Source organism: Phaeodactylibacter sp. (genome assembly GCF_040219495.1).
GTDB lineage: Bacteria > Bacteroidota > Bacteroidia > Chitinophagales > Saprospiraceae > Phaeodactylibacter.
The window spans coordinates 81,070-98,498 of record NZ_JAVJSK010000080.1 but is presented as its reverse complement, the minus strand read 5'-3'; the positions used below and the strand labels follow the sequence as shown (position 1 = coordinate 98,498).

Annotated in this window: 12 protein-coding genes; 4 read left to right on the top strand and 8 right to left on the bottom strand. The window is 52.0% G+C overall.

From position 1 onward, the window contains the following. Positions 1-42: 42 nt before the first annotated feature. The 3 genes from tilS to RIC19_RS12800 all read right to left on the bottom strand — a co-directional run bounded on the left by tilS (position 43) and on the right by RIC19_RS12800 (position 3,864). On the bottom strand, positions 43-1,395 hold the full coding sequence (gene tilS / locus RIC19_RS12810) for a tRNA lysidine(34) synthetase TilS (protein WP_350178721.1): 1,353 nt from the start codon (positions 1,393-1,395) through the stop codon (positions 43-45). After that, positions 1,392-2,396 (bottom strand): carbohydrate kinase family protein, encoded by a 1,005-nt coding sequence (locus tag RIC19_RS12805; RefSeq protein ID WP_350178720.1) that lies wholly within the window; start codon positions 2,394-2,396, stop codon positions 1,392-1,394. The genes tilS and RIC19_RS12805 overlap by 4 nt, the downstream gene beginning before the upstream one ends. A gap of 154 nt (positions 2,397-2,550) precedes the next feature. Continuing rightward, a complete protein-coding gene (locus tag RIC19_RS12800; protein ID WP_350178719.1) occupies positions 2,551-3,864 on the bottom strand; it encodes an aspartate kinase in 1,314 nt (437 codons plus the stop codon). A gap of 112 nt (positions 3,865-3,976) precedes the next feature. Between RIC19_RS12800 and RIC19_RS12795 the strand changes: the two genes are divergently transcribed. Next, positions 3,977-4,543, top strand: coding sequence for a sugar O-acetyltransferase (locus RIC19_RS12795; RefSeq protein WP_350178736.1), 567 nt, complete (start codon positions 3,977-3,979; stop codon positions 4,541-4,543). 94 nt (positions 4,544-4,637) lie between these two features. Here the strand turns inward: RIC19_RS12795 and RIC19_RS12790 are convergent, their stop codons facing one another. Next, positions 4,638-5,975: a tetratricopeptide repeat protein gene (locus RIC19_RS12790; RefSeq protein ID WP_350178718.1), complete on the bottom strand. Its 1,338-nt coding sequence runs from the start codon at positions 5,973-5,975 to the stop codon at positions 4,638-4,640. Between the two features lie 150 nt (positions 5,976-6,125). Next, the gene (gene gyrA / locus RIC19_RS12785; RefSeq protein ID WP_350178717.1) at positions 6,126-8,714 is read right to left on the bottom strand and encodes a DNA gyrase subunit A; all 2,589 of its coding nucleotides are present in this window, start codon (positions 8,712-8,714) and stop codon (positions 6,126-6,128) included. 130 nt (positions 8,715-8,844) lie between these two features. Here gyrA and ubiE point away from each other — a divergent pair, with 130 nt between their 5' ends. Both ubiE and porT read left to right on the top strand, forming a co-directional pair. Continuing rightward, on the top strand, positions 8,845-9,576 hold the full coding sequence (gene ubiE / locus RIC19_RS12780; protein WP_350178716.1) for a bifunctional demethylmenaquinone methyltransferase/2-methoxy-6-polyprenyl-1,4-benzoquinol methylase UbiE: 732 nt from the start codon (positions 8,845-8,847) through the stop codon (positions 9,574-9,576). After that, on the top strand, positions 9,546-10,262 hold the full coding sequence (gene porT, locus RIC19_RS12775; protein ID WP_350178715.1) for a type IX secretion/gliding motility protein PorT/SprT: 717 nt from the start codon (positions 9,546-9,548) through the stop codon (positions 10,260-10,262). The genes ubiE and porT overlap by 31 nt, the downstream gene beginning before the upstream one ends. Positions 10,263-10,332: 70 nt before the next feature. Here porT and RIC19_RS12770 read toward each other — a convergent pair whose 3' ends face one another. After that, positions 10,333-13,095, bottom strand: coding sequence for a phosphoenolpyruvate carboxylase (locus tag RIC19_RS12770; RefSeq protein ID WP_350178714.1), 2,763 nt, complete (start codon positions 13,093-13,095; stop codon positions 10,333-10,335). 289 nt (positions 13,096-13,384) lie between these two features. On the opposite strand from RIC19_RS12770, the gene RIC19_RS12765 reads away from it, so the two are divergent. After that, positions 13,385-14,260 (top strand): hypothetical protein, encoded by an 876-nt coding sequence (locus tag RIC19_RS12765; protein WP_350178713.1) that lies wholly within the window; start codon positions 13,385-13,387, stop codon positions 14,258-14,260. A 58-nt stretch (positions 14,261-14,318) separates the two neighbouring features. On the opposite strand, the gene RIC19_RS12760 is transcribed toward RIC19_RS12765, so the two are convergent. Next, complete coding sequence (locus tag RIC19_RS12760; RefSeq protein WP_350178712.1) at positions 14,319-15,704, bottom strand: dipeptidase; 1,386 nt, start codon at positions 15,702-15,704, stop codon at positions 14,319-14,321. Positions 15,705-15,848: 144 nt separating this feature from the next. After that, positions 15,849-17,213, bottom strand: a complete 1,365-nt coding sequence (gene nhaA / locus RIC19_RS12755) for a Na+/H+ antiporter NhaA (RefSeq protein ID WP_350178711.1) — start codon at positions 17,211-17,213, stop codon at positions 15,849-15,851. Positions 17,214-17,429 lie beyond the last annotated feature (216 nt).

Below are 17,429 nucleotides of genomic sequence, written 5' to 3'. Positions count from 1 at the left end.
CTGTCCGAGGTGCGCTAATGCCGCGAAAGCGAGCAAAGCGCGCTATCCCAACTGCACTTTAGCCTCCCAGCACTGCTTTGTGGCAGATTGCACCCGGTGCAGATGACTGCTGCGGTGCCCGACTACCCACGCGATTCGCCCCTGCGCATCGGTCAAAATCCAGGTACCGACTTTTTCAGCCCGTGTGAGTTTGTTGTTACTGAAGTAATCTTGCAGCTTTTGGTGGCTGCCCCCCATCCCAAAAGGCTGAAACTGATCACCTGCCTGCCATTTCCGGAGTTCTAATGGGAAGGTCAGGGCAGCAGTATCAAAGTAAGCCAGAGCCGGGTCAGCGGCAAAGGTCACTGGGGGCTCCTTCAGCAACCGCAAGGATAACTGCCCGCCCGGAAAGGAAATCTGCTCCTCCCCGGATTCAATGATCAGATGGTCCGCCTCCGGGCCTGATAGCGGTAAAACTTCAAGCACCTCAGCTGCCGTGGTGATTTCATGGGTAGGGGTAAGAAAGCGGCGCCCGCTATGCCCTTCGAGGATGACCTGCGCAAGGTCGTTAGCCTGCGTGGTATTCAGGCCAAGAGGTGAAAGCAACTCAAAAAGCAGGGTTGATAATGCCGGCGCGTAGCTCCTCAATACTTCAAGCTGATACCATACGCGGCCTTCCTGCACTACACATGCCTCTTCTTCGATCTGTTGCACCATTTGGTCCATCAGGTAGGCCGATTCCTTCAGGCGCTGCATATTTCCGCCCAGCGTGCCCTCCAGACTGGGGTTGAGGGTCCGGAGTACCGGAAGAATCTGATGGCGGATATAATTCCGGGTATACTTTGTTTCTGCATTGCTTTCGTCTTCCCGAAAAGCAAGCTTTTGGGCTTCTTGGTACGCTTCGATTGCTGCCCGGTTGGCAAAGAGTAAAGGTCGGATCACATAGCCATTGCGGGGAGGAATGCCCAATAAGCCCTTCAGGCCAGTACCACGGACCAAGTGGTGCAGTTGGGTTTCTATAGCATCCGTCAGATGATGAGCCGTCACCGTATAGTCGTAACCCTCTGCTTTGCGAAGAGACTCCAGCCAGTCGTAGCGTAGGGTTCGGGCGGCCATTTGAACCGAAACAGACGCTGCTTCTGCAACTTGCAGCGTATCAAAAACAGCGAGGTGAAAGGGGCAGTCAAACTGGGCAGCCAAGGCCCGCACGAATTGGGCGTCTTCCTCCGCTGCCGCTCCTCTCAGCTGGAAGTTGCAGTGCGCTATCCCGAAGGACAACTCGGTTTGTGCAAACAGGTGCGCCATGACTACCGAATCTTTCCCTCCGCTAACCGCCAAAAGAAAGTGCTGCTGCTTAGGGTGGTCTACGCCGCAAGCCGTGATCAGATCATCCAGCATCCCCTGAGCCAAACTCATAGGCGGGCTTTAGCTTCATAATGCTTGCGCAGCAAGGCTTCTGTATCTGATAGCGGCTTAAAAACCTCAAAGGTCGTCCCCTGTGTGCGCATAGCACCCAGAGCGTTGGCAAACTGCGCTGCCCGCACATAATCTTCCCGGTCGCGCAGCAATCCGTAAGCCAGTCCGCCGGCAAAAGAATCGCCACACCCTGTGGTGTCAATGACCTCCTTTACCGGAATGGAGGGGACGAACTCCGCCCTGAACTGCCCGCCGGGCATAGAGTACACCATACAGCCCCGGGCATCTAGTGTGATAATGACCGCTTTAACGCCCCGCTCCAGGCTGTGCTGTGCGAAGTCTGCCATGTCTTTTTCGGAAAGGTCCTGATAGGGCTGCTCCAGGTCTTCTTCTTTGTACTCTTTGCTGAACCAGCTACAGCCGGCTTCCTCGATATTCATCTTCAGGACATCAATGTAAGGCAGCCACAAGTCGCGCTCAATCCAGAACCGGCGCACCCGGTCGCCCTGAGTCGTTACCGCGGTAGTCGGCCCGTGCGCATCAAAAATAGTAAGGGCATCAGAGCCGCGGTTTTCTTTGATGAAGCGCAGTGTTTCCAGTGGCACCTCGTAGTCAGAAATCGGTACGCCCACAAAGATGTCGCTGTCCATAAAGGGCTCCACATCCTCTGGCCGGATAGGCGGCATAAAGGCGGTCTGCTTCTCCAGGCGGTTGTTTTGATCTACAAAACGCAGCTGAATGACATCTCCCTGATCCAGGTGAGCGTACAGCCCTTCTGTATTGATATTGGGATAAAGATCCAGCAATGCGCGCACATGAGGTTCGTCCTTTTTCCGGACATGAGTCACAGGCACAACGGTACCGGAATCACCCAGCAATGCGGCAGCCCCGATGGCGGTGTGTGTGGCACAACCGTACTTTTCTATTACCTGATTTTTACTGGTCGTAATGTGGTCAAAGGGAATGGGCCCAAGTATAGCTACCTTAAAATGTTTATCCATATGATACTTCCGTCCTGTTTCAAAACGAATATACCATTTCTTCCGAAAACGCCCAGTAAAACCACCTGCCAACTAGCAATTATGATAAAGCAGTTGAGCTGAACGATCCCACACCCGGCTACAATCGGCCCATGACGGCGTCTCCTGCGCGGATCTATGCTGTAGGAGTCTCCTTACGCCGCATCACCGGTACATCCTTGACGACCATCTGAATCGTGGTATCTTTAATGCGTTCTTCCAGCAACACTATTTTGCCTTTGCGCAGCTCCTCCATAATTGCCGGTTGATGGTGGCGAACGGTAATCAGTTCCAGCCCCCGGTCCATCATCACTTTAAAGTCTTTTTCGATCCGTTGCGCAAACCGGTCTGCCTTATCATCTACATCATTGACGCAAAGGCTGAAGCTAATGGCTGAATTTTGCATCATATTGACCTGAATGCGCAGGTCAGCAATGAGGTTGAAGAGCTCCCGGATATGATGTTCGGCCACGAAAGAGAAGTCACGGGTACTGATTTGCAGCAGTACCTGATTCCCCTCTATGGCCACCATAGGTGGATAATTGTCCTCTACTTCGTCTGAAATATAGGTGCCCGCTCCGGCAGGATTGATGTAGGACTTTACCATCAGCGGGATGCTTTTGTTCTGCAGGGGCTTGATCGTCTTGGGGTGGATGACCTTGGCACCGTAGTAGGTCATCTCTATCGCTTCTTTGTAGGAAAGGCGATCGAGCAGAGTGACATTTTCGAATTTTCGGGGGTCGGCGGTTAAGACCCCGGGGACGTCCTTCCAGATGGTCATATCCTGAGCATTCAGGCAAAAGCTGAATATGGCGGCAGTATAGTCAGAACCCTCCCGGCCCAGTGTGGTGGTGAAGTTCTCCGTCGTGCTTCCGATAAACCCCTGGGTCAGCACAAAGCCCGGCACTTCAAGCAACGGCGCCACTATTTTTTCAGTCCGGCTTTCGGTTTCCACCCACTGCACCCAGCCTTCTCTGAAAATATCATCAGTAAGGATGACATCACGGGCATCCACCCAACTGGTTTTAAATTCCAGCTGATTGAGGAATGCACTCAGGATTTTGGAAGATGCTAGCTCGCCAACGGAGACGATCTGATCGTACATGTAGTCGTAATTGTCGTGGGGCTCCTCTTCGAGGACCCATTCCACCTCCACGAATACATCATTGACAGCAGCGTAAACCTCTTGATTTTGGGAAGGGAAAAGCTCATCCATGATCCGGTAATGCCAGGCCTTTATTTCGTTGAGCAGGTCAAAGGCTTTACCATTTTTAGCGGCATGAGCTTCGACCACGGTTTCCATGGCATTGGTCGTTTTGCCCATAGCGGAAACTACCACCACCAGGCGTTCGTCTTTAAAATCGCGAAGGATGTTAACCACATTTTGAATAGCCGCTGCATCTTTAAGTGAGGATCCTCCAAATTTAAAAACCCGAACTGGACGCTTCATGATTATCGAACTGTGTTAGTGATTACAATCAAATTTTTCAGAAATTGCGCAAGGTAAAAAATATCAGGCAATAGCGTCTGCCAATTTCTTTCACTTCCACATTTTTTACATGATGCGTACAGAAAAGGAAAAGATGATCGCCGGAGAGATGTACGTCCCGCTTGATCCTGAGCTTACTGCGGAGCGGCGTACCGCCCGCCTGCTGTTTAAAGCCCTTAATGAGACCAGGGATGACGAAAAAGACAGGCGTCAGGAAATCCTGGGAAAGCTGCTGCCTAACAGTCAGCCTGATATTTGGATTGAACCGCCGTTTTACTGCGACTACGGCTACAACATATATGCCGGCGAGCGGGTGTTTTTCAATTTCAATTGTGTGGTCCTCGATGTGGCACCGGTATACATCGGCAGCCGGGTCATGTGCGCACCAAATGTGCAGCTTTATACGGCTACTCACCCCTTGGATGCGGAAGCCCGCAGTAGTGGCAAAGAGTACGCCAAGCCCATCCGGATTGGCGACGATGTCTGGCTGGGGGGCGGGGCTATTGTATGCCCGGGCGTCACGATTGGTGACCGGGCGGTCATTGGGGCGGGGAGTGTGGTGACACGGGATATTCCGGCGGATAGCTTTGCAGCGGGTAACCCCTGCCGGGTGATTAAGCATATTGGCAAAACGTCTTAGCACTCCTTAGCATTTCCCAACACCATTAGGCCGGCAAAAAAAATGCCCGGGCAACTATTGCTACCCGGGCATTTTTATAATCTGTCATCAAAGATTACTTATCAAAGTAAGCATCTTCTATCTTTTCGCCCGCCTGTACACGGTCAATGCGCTCTTTGAAGGCATTGGATTTTTCCAGGTTGTCCTTACGTGCGTAGATTTCCTTCAGGGCGATCAGCGTATTCAGGTCGCTTGGGTTGATGGACTCTGCCTTTTGGAAGAAAGGTAGTGCATTATCAAACTCCGTGAAGATTTGCTTCTTCAGCGTTTCGTATTTCTTCAAGCCCTCCTTAGAGTAGTCATCAGCGTACTTGTTGAGGTCCTGTGTCATAACCGCTGCCTTGTTGTAGTACAACGCGCCAATACTGTAGATGGCATCCACATAGTCTGGCTCCTTCTCAACGGCTTGCTGATAGTACTTCATGGCGCTGTCGAAGTTTTCAGTTGCAGCAGCCTCGTCGTTCGCCTTCAGGGCTTTCTGGTAGAGGTTGTCGTACACGTTGCCCAGCGTAGAGTACAGGGAAACGTTGTCCGGCTCCTTCTCAATCGCGGTCTGCAGCTTCGTGATCAGCACATCCAGCTTACCAATACGCAGGAAGTGGTTGATTTCGGCAAACAGCAGAGAAACATCATCGGGGAATAATTTACGGCCTTCTTCGAGATAAGTGTAGGCTTCCTCCATTTTTGACTCGTCGCTGGATACGATCTTATAAAGCGATTCGTAAATCACCGCCTTGTCGTACTTCTTTTCGTACAACTGGTCAAAGAAAGCCTTTGCCTCTTCCATTTTATTGGCATTGATTGCAGCCAGGCCTGTAATGTACAGCTGGTTGAGGTAGTCGTCTTCCGACTTCAGGCTGCTGTCTTCGCCCTCGTCTTCCAGTACTTTGTGGAGGTCGAGCACCATATTGAAATCCTGGTAGGCTTTCTCATAATTCTGCTCATCCTGAAAAGCAACCACTCCACTGTTGGAGAGGTGGCCTTGTGCCTGCGCCATACCTTTGGTCGCATCACGCTTTTCCCACTTCTTCTCGGAAAGCTCATAGGCTTTCAGGAAGGCCTCAGCAGCAATGATCGCCGGATCATCAACCTTAGGAAGGCTCTTAATTGCTGCAGTGTCTCCGAGCTGATTCGCAATCAGGTACTGATTGGAAATTTCGTTATAAATCTCGCCTTTGGTCAGGAAAGTCTTAGACTCTTTAGACGATTCGGCATCGGCAACCCCTTCCTCGATCAGGTCAATAGCTTCGGTCAGCTTGCTCTTGTTGGTGGTAGGGTCCAAATTGAAAGCGCCCAGTGCACTGGAAGCTTTTCGGACTGCCTTCTTACCGTCCTGTGCCTGTACTGCAAATACCATAAATACTGCAGCCAGTGCTAAGATCAGTTTCTTCATGTTGTATGCAATTTTCATTTTTGGTTTGTACTAAAATAACCAGATAACGGGCTTGTAAGATTAATACACACCCCCATTTTCCGGCTTTTTATACTCTTTTAGACGAATTTGCGGAAAGAATCGGTATTTACGAAATGTTAAATTCTAAACCTATTCTTCCTCGTCTGTTATTGGTGAAACCGTAGTCTCATCTTCATCATCTGATTTGTGAATCACCGCGATGTCCGCCATTTCGTCACTTTTGTCCAGTCGGATCAAACGCACGCCCTGCGTGGCACGGCCCATCACACGGATATCACTGACGGCCATTCGGATTACGATACCATCCCGGGTTGTAATCATCAGGTCGCTGTCTTCGCTTACCGCTTTAATGGAGAATACACCACCGGTCTTATCGGTGACTTGCATATTCTTCACCCCTTTGCCCCCGCGGTTGGTCAACCGGTAATCGCTGTAGATCGTCCGCTTGCCCATCCCTTTTTCAGAAAGCACCATGATCGCCGTTTCGGCTTCCGCCGGATCGATAATCACCATACCTACGGCGATATCTTTGCCATCTTCATTCAGGCTGATACCTCTCACGCCGGCTGCTGTACGCCCCATAGAACGTACTTTAGATTCCTCAAACCGGATAGCCCGGCCCGAACGGCTTGCAATAAAGACTTCCTGATTGCCATTGGTCAGCTTCGCTTCAATCAACTGATCCCCCTCATTGATGGTGATCGCGTTGATGCCGCCCGCACGTGGGCGGGAGTAAGCTTCTACCATGGTCTTTTTGATCAGGCCTTTGCGCGTACAGAAGACGATGTAGTTGTTGTTGATAAACTCCTCGTCTGTAAGGTCCTGAATGTTAATGTACGCTTTGACGCGGTCTTCCTTTGGGAGCGCCAGGATATTCTGAATCACCCGGCCACCGGAATTCTTACTGGCCTCCGGAATTTCGTAGACCCGCAGCCAGTGACAGCGGCCCGACTCCGTAAACAACAGCAAGTAATTGTGCGTACTCGCGATGAACAGGTGCTCCACAAAGTCGGCATCCCGGGTCTTACTGCCACGGGAGCCCCGGCCACCACGGCTTTGCTTTCGGTATTCCGATACCGGCGTCCGCTTGATGTAGCCCAGGTTCGAGATTGTAACCACCACCTCTTCGTTGGCAATGAGGTCTTCAATGCTGATCTCTCCGTCAGCAGCGGTAATATCGGTACGGCGCTCGTCTCCGTACTTTTCTTTTACTTCGAGGAGTTCATCACTGGCAATTTCACGCTGCAGTTCCTCACTTTCCAGAATGGACATCAGAAAAGCGATGCGTTTTTGCAGCTCATCGTATTCCTCCTGAACTTTGTCGCGCTCCAGTCCGGTCAGCTTTTGGAGGCGCATGTCCAGGATCGCCCTTGCCTGACCTTCTGACAAGGCATTATCGCCTTCCCGGGGGTATTCATCCGTATCCGCCTGCTCGATGAGCGGGCCAAATTGCGCCCAGAATTTTTCTTTATCCTCAATAAACGCGCCTTCCATCAGTCCGTTACGAGCTTCTTCCGGTGTGGCAGAGGCGCGGATCAGGTCGATCACCTTATCTATATAATCCAGCGCGATCAGCAGGCCCACCAGGATGTGCGCCCGGGCAATCGCTTTGCGCAGGTCGAATTTCGTTCTCCGGATAATGACCTCAATACGGAACTTGATAAACTCCGTAATGATGTCTTTAAGGTTGAGCAGTTCCGGGCGGCCGTTGACCAGTGCCACATTATTGACACCGTAGGAAGTCTGCAGGGCGGTGTATTTGTAGAGCATGCTCAGCACCACGCTGGCCATTGCATCCCGCTTCACATCCACCACAATCCGCAAACCGTCGCGGTCGGATTCATCCCGGATATCGCTGATGCCGATGATCTTTTTGTCATTCACCAGTTCGGCGATCTTGGCCACCAGGTTCGCTTTATTGACCTGATAGGGGATCTCGGTAACGACAATTGTCTCGCGGCCGTTATCCGCCATCTGTATCTCAGCACGGCCCCGCACCACTACCCGGCCCCGGCCAGTCTCAAAAGCTTCCCGCACGCCGCTTGTGCCGTAGATGATACCACCGGTTGGGAAGTCCGGAGCCTTAATGTACTCCATCAGCTCCTCAATGGTGATCTCCGGATTGGCAATTTGTGCCACGATGCCGTCTACCACTTCGGAGAGGTTGTGCGGCAGCATATTAGTAGCCATACCTACGGCGATACCAGAAGCACCATTGACCAGCAGGTTGGGAATGCGGGCAGGCAGTACTGTAGGCTCTTTCAGGGTATCATCAAAGTTGAAGGCAAAGTTGACCGTTTCTTTGTTGATATCAGCCAGCATGTCATCCGAGATACGCTGAAGGCGCGCCTCTGTATAACGCATGGCGGCCGGGCTGTCGCCGTCCATAGAGCCAAAGTTGCCCTGGCCATCGACCAGTGGGTAGCGCAAAGACCAATACTGAGCCATACGGACCATGGTATCGTATACGGAGGAGTCGCCGTGCGGGTGGTATTTACCCAGCACCTCTCCTACGATACGTGCCGACTTTTTATAGCTTTTGTTATAGGTGAGTCCTAGATCAGACATACCAAAGAGGACACGGCGGTGCACGGGCTTGAGGCCATCGCGCACATCAGGAAGGGCCCGGGATACGATTACCGACATGGAGTAATCAATGTAGGCCGACTTCATTTGGTCCTCGATGTTAACGGGGATAATTCGCTGTTTCAAAGACATGTAAGCGGTTTATTCTTGTATTTTCTTGCCCTTTTTTCAAAGACAGGCAAAGATAAGAAAAAAACAGGATTTTGCTTTAGTATGACGGCTACTCCCTTGCCAAAATATATCTTTGCAAAAATTTAAACCTATGGCAGAGGAAGTGAAGCCGTACGATCAGTCGGGCAGCAAGAAAGAGCAGGTTTCCAAAATGTTTGATGGCATTGCGCCATATTACGATTTTCTGAACCGCCTGCTTTCCCTGGGCATTGATGTGTACTGGCGCAAGCGGGCTATCCGCCTGCTGAAAGATGACGCCCCAAAGATGGTTCTTGATGTGGCTACCGGCACCGCAGATGTAGCCCTGGAAACGGCACGGCAGCTACAGCCTGACAAGATTATCGGCATTGACATCGCCAATGAGATGCTCGAAATCGGCCGCACCAAAATCGATAAAAGGGGGCTGAGCACCATCATTGAATTGCAGCAAGGCGACTCAGAGAATTTACCGTTTTCAGACAATACGTTCGACGCCATCACCGTTGCTTTTGGTGTACGTAATTTTGAACACCTGGAAAAAGGCCTGCAGGAAATGCACCGGGTCCTCAAACCAGGCGGCAAACTGGTCGTTTTGGAGTTTTCCAGGCCCCGGATTTTCCCGTTCAAACAGCTGTACAATTTTTATTTTCGGAACATCCTGCCAGGTATTGGCCGGATCACCTCCAAAGACCCCAGAGCCTACAGTTACCTTTATGAATCCGTGCAGGCATTCCCTGACCGGGAACAATTCACCGATATTCTTAGCAAAATTGGCTTTAAATCAAATCAATGCATACCACTAACACTTGGCGTTTGCGCCATCTATTCCGGTGGCAAAGCTTAGCTTTAGCTTTCCTCTTTTTACTACCGGTACAGCAGGCGGAAGCCCAGGCTCCCGGCAACTACAACTTCTTCGAGTTCCAGCAGAAGCCTTACTACTTTGGTATCACGCTGGGGTACAACTCTTCCCGGTTCAAGCCGTTCAATTCCGACCAGTTCCTGCAAAGCGACTCCATACGAGTGGTAGAGTCCGCTTCAGGCCCGGGCTTTAACCTGGGCATCGTGACCAACCTAAAAATGGGCGATAATTTCGATTTTCGCTTTCTTCCTACCCTGTCGTTCGCAGAGCGTACCATTACCTACTCCCGTTTTGGCAGGAGGTCCAACTTATCAGAACGCCGTGTGGAATCCGTACTCGTGGAAATGCCCTTCCACCTCCGTTACAAATCAGCCCCCTATAAAGACATGCGGCTCTTCGTCATTGCAGGTGTAAAATATGCCTTCGATGTAGCCAGCGACTCCCAGACCCGGCAGGCAGAGACTCTGGTGCGCATTGCCCCCAATGAATTTGCCCTGGAGTATGGCGCAGGGGTGCAGTTTTTCTTCCCCTTCTTTATTTTCTCCCCGGAGATCAAGATGTCACACGGTATCGGCAATACGCTGATCTACAACGACAATATCGAGGAGTCGACCGTTTTGGAAAAGCTGCTCTCGCGTACCTTTACCATCTCCTTCCACTTTGAGGGGTAACAGATGCTGGGAAGCCCCGGGCGCTTTCAGGCACCCGGGGCTTCGAGCGTATCACCTTTCCGGGACCACCCTACCCTGTCGTCCCAATTGCACCAGCAATGGCATTAATGGTTAACATCAGCTCCGTTTGGGTAAGGGCTGCCTGTTTGGTACCACTAGCTTTCTGCGCCCGCCAGCGCTGCAGCAACGCGATCTGATGCCGGTGCAGCGGTTGCAGGACCACCGCCCGCATCTCATTCGACCGGGCACGGCGCGGGTGACGGGACTCATAGTCACCGCCCATAAGCTGCCCGAGCTGCTTGCGGACCAACTGCAGCTCAGCCCGGAACATATCCAGGAACCGTTGCCGGATAGTTTCATCTTCCACCAGCTCAGCGTAAGCTGTAATCATATCTTCGTCCACTTCGCCTGCGCTATTGTCTACATTTTGCAAAACGTACATCAGGAAAGGTTCCGTGGTGCACAGCCGCCCCAAGGTCTCGTATGCATCTGACTTTTCCTGCTCCAAAGACTGCAGAGCGGTGCCCAGCCCGTACCAGCTTGTCATATGAAAACGAGCCTGACTCCAGGCAAACACCCAGGGTATCGCCCGCAGGTCTGCCAGGCTGCTCGCCCCAGTCCGCTTAGCCGGACGGGAGCCGATTTTGCTCGACTCAATCGCATCAATAGGTGTAGCCTGCCGGAAAAACGGAATGAACCCATCGGTGTGCAGCAGAGCCGAATAATGCTCCCGGCTTTCCTGCGCCAGGCGTTCCAGGATGGCCTCCAGCGGATGTCCTTCACAGGGCGACTGCCGGTCGAGGACAGTACGGGCAAAGGTACCGGCCAGCAATAGCTCCAGGTTGTAAGCTGCATTGAGCTTGTAGGCATACTTTTGCGCGATGGTCTCCCCCTGCTCCGTCAACCGGATACGGCTGTTGAGCGTGCCGCAAGGCAATGCATTCAAAAAGGAAGACGTTGGGCCCGATCCCCGGCTGATGGAACCGCCCTTGCCGTGGAAGAATAAAATATCCACGCCCAGTTCCTGCCCGGCGCGGGACAAGCGCTGCTGTGCTTTATAGAGGTACCACTGACTCGCCATGATGCCCCCGTCTTTATTGCTGTCGCTATAGCCCACCATGACCTGTTGGCGGGGCTGATCCCAATGCCGGGTGCGCATCAGATAGCGCATAGACCGTTGGGTGAACGGGTGTTGCAGGAAGGCACGCAAAATTTCCGGGCCGCGCTCCAGGTCATCTACCGTTTCCAGCAGCGGGACCACAGGCACCGTACAAACCAGGCCCTCATCGGTCATTTCCGTCAGGCCAGCCTCCCGGGCCAGAAGGTAAACCACCAGCAAGTCAGACACCGACCGGGTCATACTAACAATAAAGGACCCCAGGCAATTGATCCCGTATTTGTCGGTATGTGCCTTTAGCGTGCGGTAGCAGTCCACCACCGCCCGGGCATTAGGTTCCAGTATGGCATTCGGATGGGTAAAGGGGCGGGCAGACTCCAACTCCCGGTTGAGCAATTCCATGCGTTTCTCTTCTGACCAGGCCCCGAAATCAGTCACCGGTACGAGTGCAGCCTTTAGCAGCTGCGTAACCGCCTGATCATGAAAGGCACTGTTCTGGCGGATATCCAAAGCGGCTAGATGAAAGCCCAGGGTCTCCACGACCCTTTTCACGACAACCACTTCCCGGTAGGCTACGGTAGTGGCACCGTAGGCGTCCAGCGCACGTTGCATCAGGGTCAGGTCGCTGATCAGGTCTTCACTGTGAAAATAACAGCCCTCCCGCTCAGACAGCTGTACGGCATGCCCCCGCTGTGTATCTACTGGCAGCTTCACCTGCATCAGGTTGGAAAATTGCCGGAACGCTTCCCCTTTGTTGCGGTCCAGGGCTTCCTGTCCCAGCTTTGGCCCCAGCTCGTCTACCATTTCGCGTATGCGTGCCTGGGCTTCCGGTATGAGCTCTTCAATCTGACAGGCAAAACTCAGGTGGCGGACCAGGCGCGATAGCTTCCGCCGGATAGCGACAAAAGCATTCAGGCGTAATTTCAGCAGGGTGTGCTGCGTCACCTCTGCGGTCACAAACGGGTGCCCGTCCCGGTCGCCACCAACCCAGTCGCCAAAGGAAATCTTCGGGTAAGCGTGTGCTCTGGCCAGAGTGCCGGGCGCCATGCCAAAATGCTCAGCAGCTTTCTCCAGGCGGCGGTCCAAAATCTCCACCAGTTCCGGAAAAACCTCCAGAAGATAGTGCATGACGTTGCGCAGTTCGGAAGGGACATCCGGCTTTTCCAAATAAATTTCACCGGTTTTCCAAAGCCGGTAGAGGCTTTGCTTGATTTCCAGGTTCAGTTCTTCGCGCTCACGGGCATTGTACATCAGGTTTTCCCGCTGCACCAGCAGTAAGTACAACTCCCGATGGTGCTCCAGCACAGTGGTCCGTTTGGCTTCCGTAGGGTGGGCAGTCAGGACCGGCTCCACCGAAATCTGCCGCAGTGCCCGCAGCGCTTCCTCTTTGGTAATACCGGCTTCCTGAAGGTGCTTAAAGGCTGCCACCCATAGCCCGGGCTCCGGATCGCCGGGCTCATCTTCAGCCCGCCGGCGGTGCTGCACTGCCGTGTTGATCTCTGCCATGCTCATTAATTGGAAAACCAGAGAGTACAGCTGTAGGTGACGGGGCGTCAGTTCCTCAGGTACACCGCCCTGCCCAATCCACGGGATCTGCTCGGCTAATTTCGCTTCTCCACTTTCTTTAAGGATTTCCTGCAGCAACTGCAATAGGTGCTGCAAGTCCTGATACGTCTTTTTAAAATGCTGTTGGGCTTTGGCCAAAAGCGCTTCCATACGATTCGTGTTTTGATCCTTTACCAAATTCCGTTATCCATACTCCTGAACGCTTTAGAGGCATTGCTTTTCGTTTTCGTATGCCTGCCGCCACGCTTCTTTTTCCGAAACTTGCTAAAGAAGGATTGTTTTTTGTTGTTCCCCAAATATCTTCATTCTACCTATGACATCAAAGAATTCCTACTAATATAGATAGGTAAGCTATCCGTTTTTTACAACAGGTAAGCGCTCAAGGGTAAGAATAATCCCTATCTTTACACATCTTTTCATCCCGAAAATTTAAAACCTGATGAAACAATTGTTGTACTTTATTGCGCTCTCGGTAGTCGTCTTTCTCACCTCTTGCTCCAGCAATGAAGAAGAACTTTGGATAGAGGCGGACGGCAGCGGCCGGTACGAATCGACAATGGACCTCAGCGGCGTCTATCCTTTCCTGCTTATGGGGCTCAATAGTGAATCGGAGGAAGAAGGAGAAGAAAAAGACCCTTTCACCCAAATGATGGAGGGCCTGCTGCAATCTGAATCGGCAGACACCCTGATCAACTTTACAACCCTGGTCGAGAGAGAAATGAAGCAAGAGGGCCGTACCCTGAAGATGCTCCTGGACAGCCTCCAATCGGTCAACCCAGAAGAAGCAGGCATTACAGAGGCAGAAAAACAAACGAATATCGATATGATCAACAACCTAATGGGGATGCAGCTTCGCATGCAGGTTGACCGATCAGCGGCTATGTTCAAAATTACGACCATCACCCGTTTTGATGATATCACCAATTTTGAACGCGGGGGCGACCTGATGAGTACCCTGATGGAAATGCGGGGCGCAGAAGCTGCCGGCCCGCAGACCGATATGCTAGGGGATGCTCTCGGTGCTCAGACCTTGTTCTCCCTGAACGGCAAAACGCTGAACGTCTCCCGCCGCGGAGAGGATGCAGGCGATATGAGTGAAGAAGACCGGCAGCAAATGGAGATGATGGAAGGTATGCTCGGTGATGAGCCTTACCGCCTGACGATCCACTTCCCGGGTAAGGTCAAAAAGCGCCTGAATTCCCAATACGCTACCCGGGTCGACAACCAAACTGTGGTGATTGAAATCCCGCAGGAAGACCTCAAAAACCCGGACCTAAAAATGGACCTGGGTATCAAATTTAAGGGCTTAAAGTAAAAAGTGGGGTGCAGTAAAATCAAGTCCCGGGTGAGCCCGGGACTTGATTTAGCCCTCCTTACTTCATCCCCGCATAATGTTGGAAGAAGTAAGGGATCGTTTCAATTCCTTTGTAAAAGTTGAACAAGCCGTAGTGTTCGTTGGGCGAGTGGATGGCATCGCTGTTCAGGCCAAAGCCCATGAGTACGCTTTTTGCGTTCAGCACCTGCTCAAACAGTGCAACGATTGGAATACTTCCGCCTTCCCGGGTGGGGATTGGCGTTTTGCCAAAAGCCTGCTCCATTGCTTTAGCGGCCGCCAGATATTCAGGAGTGTCCGTAGGTGTTACCGCAGGTTCGCCACCGTGGTGGGGCGTCACTGTCACCTTTACGGAAGACGGGGCGATGCGCTCGAAGTGCTCCTTAAATAGTTGGGTGATTTCTTCAGGGTCCTGATTGGGCACAAGGCGCATGCTGATTTTGGCATTGGCTTTGGAAGGCAGAACGGTCTTAGCTCCTTCGCCAATATAGCCGCCCCAAATGCCATTGACATCCAATGTAGGCCGAATAGAGACGCGCTCAAGGGGAGTATAGCCCGCCTCGCCCTGCACATCACCGATATCCAGGTCTTTCTTGTATTTTTCCAGATTGAACGGAGCCTCATTCAGCTTTTTGCGCTCTGCCGCTGTCAGCGCGACCACCTCATCGTAAAAGCCAGGAATGGTAATGTGCTTGTTCTCATCCATAAGGGAGCTGATCATATCGCACAGTACATTGATAGGGTTAGCCACGCCCCCACCGTAAACACCGGAGTGCAGGTCGCGGTTAGGGCCTACCACTTCGACCTCCAGGTAGCTCAGTCCACGCAGCCCAACGGTAATGGAAGGCACATCATTGGCAATAATGGACGTGTCTGAAATGAGGATGGTGTCGCACTTGAGTTTTTCCTGATTTTCCCGGCAGAAGATGCCAAGGTTGGCTGAGCCGACCTCTTCTTCTCCCTCAATCATGAATTTGATGTTGCAAGGCAGGGCGCCTTGTGCCATCATGGCTTCGAATGCCTTCACGTGCATGAAAAATTGGCCTTTGTCATCGCAGGCACCCCGGGCATAAATAGCTCCTTCCGGATGCGCTTCTGTCTTTTTGATTACCGGCTCAAAGGGCGGGGAGGTCCAAAGCTCCACCGGATCAGCCGGCTGTACATCATAATGCCCGTAGACCAGCACGGTGGGCTGTGCCGGGTCCACGATTTTTTCGGCATAGACAATCGGGTTGCCCGCAGTGGGGCACACTTCCACGCTGTCTGCCCCTGCTTTGCGCAGGCTCTCCGCTACGAAGTCAGCGGTTTTTAGCACATCCGCTTTGTAAGCAGGGTCAGCACTAACGGAGGGGAGGCGCAACAGGTCCAGTAGTTCTTCCAGAAAACGGTCGCGGTGTTGCTGAATATAGTCTTGTACAGCTTGCATAGGCTTATGATTTGGCGGGTTTGGTTTAGAGCTTGTTGGAACTTTAGTAATTAGTGCTTATTGGAACGGGGCAATTTTTCGACTAAAAGACCAAAGCCTCAACACGCTTTTACGCGCCAAATGTAAGGAAAAAACCTGAACGGATCAGGCCGGCTGCTGTTCGCCGGCCGCAGGGACATCCTCGGGCTGCTTTGATTCCTTATCCAAGGATTGGCGCAACAGGAAATATCCGCCTACAGCGGCGACAAAAGACCCTGCCAGGATACCTAACTTGGCTTGTGCCAGTAGCTCAGAGGCATCCAAAGCCAGATTGGAAATAAAAAGCGCCATGGTAAATCCAATCCCACCCATCAGCCCCAGGCCGATCATGTGCACCCAATTGGTTTGCAGGGGCAAATCTGCAAAACGTAACTTGACAGCCAGCCAGGAAAACAGGACAATGCCCAGCACTTTACCCAACACCAGGGATACGGCAATATTAAGGAAAAGCGGCTGGCCGAAGACCTCTCCCCCCCCACTGAATTTAATGCCGGCATTGGCCAGGGCAAACAGCGGCATAACAAAGAAGGCGACAAAGTCATTGAGCTGATACTCCAGGCGTTGCAAAGGAGGTAGCACGGAGCGGGCACGACTCCTTAAATCCTGTAGCTGATTCAACTCAACATCCGGGATAAAAGGCCCGCCCGCATCAGCTTTGTCCATGCGGAACTCATCCAGAAAGTCTTCTATCCGGTGGGCGAAACGACGGGCACGGAGCTTGTTCGTAGCAGGCACCGCCATAGCGACCAATACACCGGCTATAGTAGGGTGAATCCCAGACATGAACATGTAGTACCATACGCCCAGCCCGCCCAGTAAGTAAACCCAGTTTCGCTTGATACTTAAAACATAATTGCAAAGGAACAGAAAAGCGAGAATCCCTCCTGAAATGGCTAATGCGTGCCAATGCACTTCGTGAGAATAGAAAATCGTAATCACCAGGATAGCCCCGATGTCGTCTACTATTGCAAAAGCAGTCAGAAAGACTTTCATGCCCAAGGGTACCCGGCTGCCCAGCAAAGAAAGGATACCAATGGAAAAGGCGATATCCGTTGCCATAGGTATCCCCCACCCTTTCATGCCCGCACCAGGCTCTTGCAGAAGGAAGAATAAACCCACCGGCATGATCATCCCCCCTACCGCAGCCAGGAGTGGCAGAGCTGCTTTCCGGGGAGTTGACAACTCTCCATCCAGAACTTCTTTTTTGATTTCCAGACCGATGGTAAAAAAGAAAATCGCCATTAAACCATCGTTAACCCACAGCAACAGGGGTTTGGAGAAGCTGTTTTCACCAATAGATATACTCACGGGAGTATCCCATAGACTAAAATAAGCTGGGGCTAGCGGAGAATTGGCCCAGACTAGTGCAATAACCGTAGCAATAATGAGCAGGACCCCGCTTGAAGATTCATTTCGGATGAACTGACGAAAAGGATTGGTAATAGATTCGAGTAGTGTTTTAGGCTGCATGTGGCGATTTAGCGAATTAATCAATTGATTATCAATGATATCGAACGGTCACCTACTGAACATGCAAAACAAAGCCCATGTTCTAACAGTGGCTAAAGAGCTCCCCAACTTCAGCACTCCAATCCATTAGAATTTATGAATCAGGCAACGCTTCCTGATTTCAAGGGGTCATATAGGCAGAAAAAAGATTTGATTCCCCCCAACCGGCCGTCTGCA